The sequence below is a fragment of the Candidatus Nealsonbacteria bacterium genome (assembly GCA_019923625.1).
Classification (GTDB): Bacteria; Patescibacteriota; Minisyncoccia; order Minisyncoccales; family RBG-13-42-11; genus JAHXGN01.
In genome coordinates this window covers 1-3,619 of sequence record JAHXGN010000026.1, presented here as the reverse complement: position 1 = coordinate 3,619, position 3,619 = coordinate 1, and the positions used below count along the sequence as shown (strand labels likewise).

Sequence of the window (3,619 nt, the reverse complement as noted above, 5' to 3'; positions counted from 1 at the left end):
TCTTACACATAATAACGTATCTACTGGTAGTATAATTAATTAGTAAAAACAAGGTCAGCTCTATTTTTTCCATTATTCAAAAATCTGAAATTTCCAAATCTTTTTGTATTTCAAAAGAAAGGGCTTGACTATCATTTTGGCTTAAATTAAGGTAAAATAAGATTGTGGAAAAATTCACCCTGTTAAATGCCCTGTTAAATCTTTTGCTTTCAGCAAAAGAAAATCAAAGATTTTATTTAACAGGGCAATTTTGCCAAAGGCAAAATTATTTAACAGGGTAAAGGTCGATTTTAAAATATTGAAAAATAAAAAATTTTATTATTATGGCTCAAGGTTATTGCGTAAAATGTAAAAGCAAAAAAGAAATGAATGATGAAAAAGAAATTACTATGAAGGGAAAGGGTGGCACCAAAAGAAGGGCTTTGACCGGTGTTTGTCCCACCTGCGGAACAAAAATGTTTAGGATTTTAGGTAATCCAAAATAGAATTTCTTAATTTTTAAAAGGATTTTGGCCCCGTCCCCCAAACTGTCTGGATGTCTTTTTAAATAATTTTGATATCTTTTATTTTTCAATAATTGATTATTTAAAACAAGAGATACTATTTAGGGGGCGGGGTTTAAAATGAAAAAAAATAGAAACTCTGTTTATTTGATTTTTGGGATTTTGTTGTTTTCCAACATTTTGGCCTGGCTTTGGGTTTATGATTTAAATAATCCTGCTTTTTTAAGGGTGATTTTTTTTGATGTTGGTCAAGGTGAATCCATATTGCTGGTTAGCCCGAAAGGACACCAGGTTTTAATTGACGGCGGCCCTGATTCAAGAATTTTAGAAAAATTAGCCAAAGAAATACCTTTTTGGGACAACTCCCTTGATTTGATTGTTTTAACCCATCCCAGCTCCGACCACTTAAACGGATTGATAGCGGTTTTGGAAAGATATCAAATTAAAAATATTTTATGGACAGGAATAATAGTTGATAGTTCGGTTTATGAGGAATGGCAAAAAGCAATTAAAAAAGAGGGAGCTGAGATTTTCATTGCTCAAGCCAACCAAAGGGTAAGAATGGGAAAAAAAACTTATCTTGATATTTTGAACCCCTTAAAAAACATTGAAGGCCAAGAAATTAAAAACAGCAAAGAGATTAATAATTCATCCATAGTTGCCCGTTTGGTTCATCTTCAAAATTCTTTTTTATTTACGGCTGATATTGAAAAACCGGTTGAACAAAAATTACTTGAAAGGAAAGCTCTCTTAAACTCTGATATTTTAAAAATCGCTCATCACGGAAGCAGGACTTCTTCTTCTGAAGAATTTTTAAAATCGGTTTTGCCGAAAATGGCTGTAATTTCGGTTGGCAAAAACAACCGCCACGGCCATCCCCATCAAGAAACCTTGGAGACTTTAGTCAAGTATGATATAACCATTCTAAGAACCGACCGAGACGGCGACATTAAGATTATAAGCGACGGTAATAATTATAGAATTATTCGTTGATTCGTATATTCATAACAAATTCGTTATTCGTTGATTTATGCGATTCCCAATATTCAAAACTAAAATTAAGGGCTTAAACCAAAAATTTAATTTAACTGACCCAAAAGAGAGGGAGGAATACTTTAAATTAAAAGCCGGCCCGGAAATTAAAAAATTAAAGGAATATTTAAAAGAAAACACTTTTGTCGCTTATTTTTTGGGAAAGAAAAATTCCGGCAAAGGAAGTTATTCCAAAATGTTTGGTGAGGTTGTTGGTCAAGAATCAGTAACCCATTTTTCAATCGGCGATATGATCAGAGAGGTTGATGAAGAACTCAAAGATAAAAAAAGAAAAAAGGAGCTAAGCTCCTTTTTGGAGAAAAATTATCGGGGATTTTTATCTTTTAAAGAAATAATTTTTTTATTGGAAAATAGAAGCACTAAAGCCCTTTTGCCGACAGAATTAATTTTGACTTTAGTCAAAAGAGAAATTCAAGAAAAGAAAAAGAGAACCCTTTTTATTGACGGTTTTCCAAGGGATATGGACCAGATATCATATTCTTTGTTTTTCCGCGATTTGATCGGTTATCGGGAGGACCCCGATATTTTCATTTTAATTGATACTCCCAAAACCGTTATTGAAGAGAGAATAAAATGGCGCAGGGTTTGTCCTCTTTGCCAAATGTCCAGAAACTTAAAATTATTTCCGACTTCAAAAATCGGCTATGAAGAAGAAAAAAAAGATTTTTATTTGATTTGCGACAATTCCATTTGCCAAGAACAGAGAATGGTTTCCAAAGAGGGAGATGAGTTGGGAATAGAACCAATAAAAGAAAGATTAGAGGGGGATGAAAAATTAGTTGAACAATCATTTTCTCTTTACGGTATTCCCAAAGTTCTTTTAAGAAATTCGGTTCCCGTTCAAGAAGCCGATGGGTTGGTTGATGATTATGAAATTACGCCAAAATATATTTATCAATGGGATGAAAAAGAAAAAATTATTAAAATAAAACAAGAACCCTGGGTTGTTTTGGACGATAAAGGAATTCCTTCTTATAGTTTATTGGCGCCGCCGGTAGTCGTTTCAATGATTAAACAAATTACAGAGATATTAAACCTCTAAAATTAGAAAATAAGTTGATAGGTTTTCAACTTGACTTATCAGTTTGGAAAATTATACAATAAAAGCGGTCCTGCCTTTTCTATATTGAATTCTGATATAAGCTTTTTTTGGGAGTCAAATATGAATGTAGCCCTTGGGTTGCATCTTAGACACCCACTTGGATTATTTCAAGAATGCCCTTTTAGAATCAAGGCAGGACCACCTAAAAATCGCGAGCTAAAAGCTCGCGATTTTTAGCATATATATTAGGGTAAAGTTCGATTTCCCGGACCGATTTCAGAAGTGAGGCAATAAGTTTCAAGGCAGCTTTCGCAGGCTTGAAACTTGATTGCTGAGCTTCTGATGCTTTAAGCTAAATTACGAACAAATAGGTCCGTTTTTCAGACCTTACCCTATAATACCCCCTTCGGTTTATACTTTTCTGCATATGGTCAAAAGCGATGAACCATTTGAAGGCACATCATTAAGAGAGGTGTGATATTGGGGCCGCCCGATTATTTTTAATATCCAAAGATACGGATAAAGACCAATATCCCGACAATAACATAGTATTTGCGGGAAACGAGAAATAATAGCGCAACCTATTTTGGAAATATATTGAAGAAAAGAAATAGGAATATATTTAGACATGAGACGAAGAGTATAACAGCATTCTACCTCAAATCCTTGTTGACTAAGCAAGAGCATTAATTTCTTTGGTTCAAATCTTTGGACGTGGCCTGCTAATTTATCCCAAGAAGTCCAATATTTTTGGTGGATCGGAATAGAGAAAATGAATCGTCCGTCGGTTTTTAGCACACGGGCTACTTGCTGTAGAGCTTTTTCTGGATTCTCAAGATGTTCAAAAACTTCAAAAGCCCCGACTAAATCAAAGAATCCGTCAGCAAAAGGAAAAGGTTGTTCGGCGCTTAAAACTACTCCTTTGCCTCCTTGTTGTTCTAACTTCTCTATTGCCGCTGCGCTTGTATCTAAAAAATAAGTGCCCTGGATTGGGAATTTCGGCAATGAGCCAGGGCCGATT

The 3,619-nt window shown here is 34.5% G+C and carries 4 protein-coding genes; 3 read left to right on the top strand and 1 reads right to left on the bottom strand.

Annotated elements, in window-relative coordinates:
• Positions 1-323 precede the first annotated feature (323 nt).
• The 3 genes from KY055_02800 (at position 324) to KY055_02790 (ending at position 2,598) form a co-directional block, all read left to right on the top strand.
• Positions 324-485: a hypothetical protein gene (locus KY055_02800; protein ID MBZ1345529.1), complete on the top strand. Its 162-nt coding sequence runs from the start codon at positions 324-326 to the stop codon at positions 483-485.
• 138 nt (positions 486-623) lie between these two features.
• Positions 624-1,496, top strand: a complete 873-nt coding sequence (locus KY055_02795) for an MBL fold metallo-hydrolase (protein ID MBZ1345528.1) — start codon at positions 624-626, stop codon at positions 1,494-1,496.
• Between the two features lie 37 nt (positions 1,497-1,533).
• Positions 1,534-2,598, top strand: a complete 1,065-nt coding sequence (locus KY055_02790; protein MBZ1345527.1) for a nucleoside monophosphate kinase — start codon at positions 1,534-1,536, stop codon at positions 2,596-2,598.
• 411 nt (positions 2,599-3,009) lie between these two features.
• Here the strand turns inward: KY055_02790 and KY055_02785 are convergent.
• On the bottom strand, positions 3,010-3,619 hold a 610-nt coding region (locus tag KY055_02785; protein ID MBZ1345526.1), incomplete at its 5' end, for a class I SAM-dependent methyltransferase.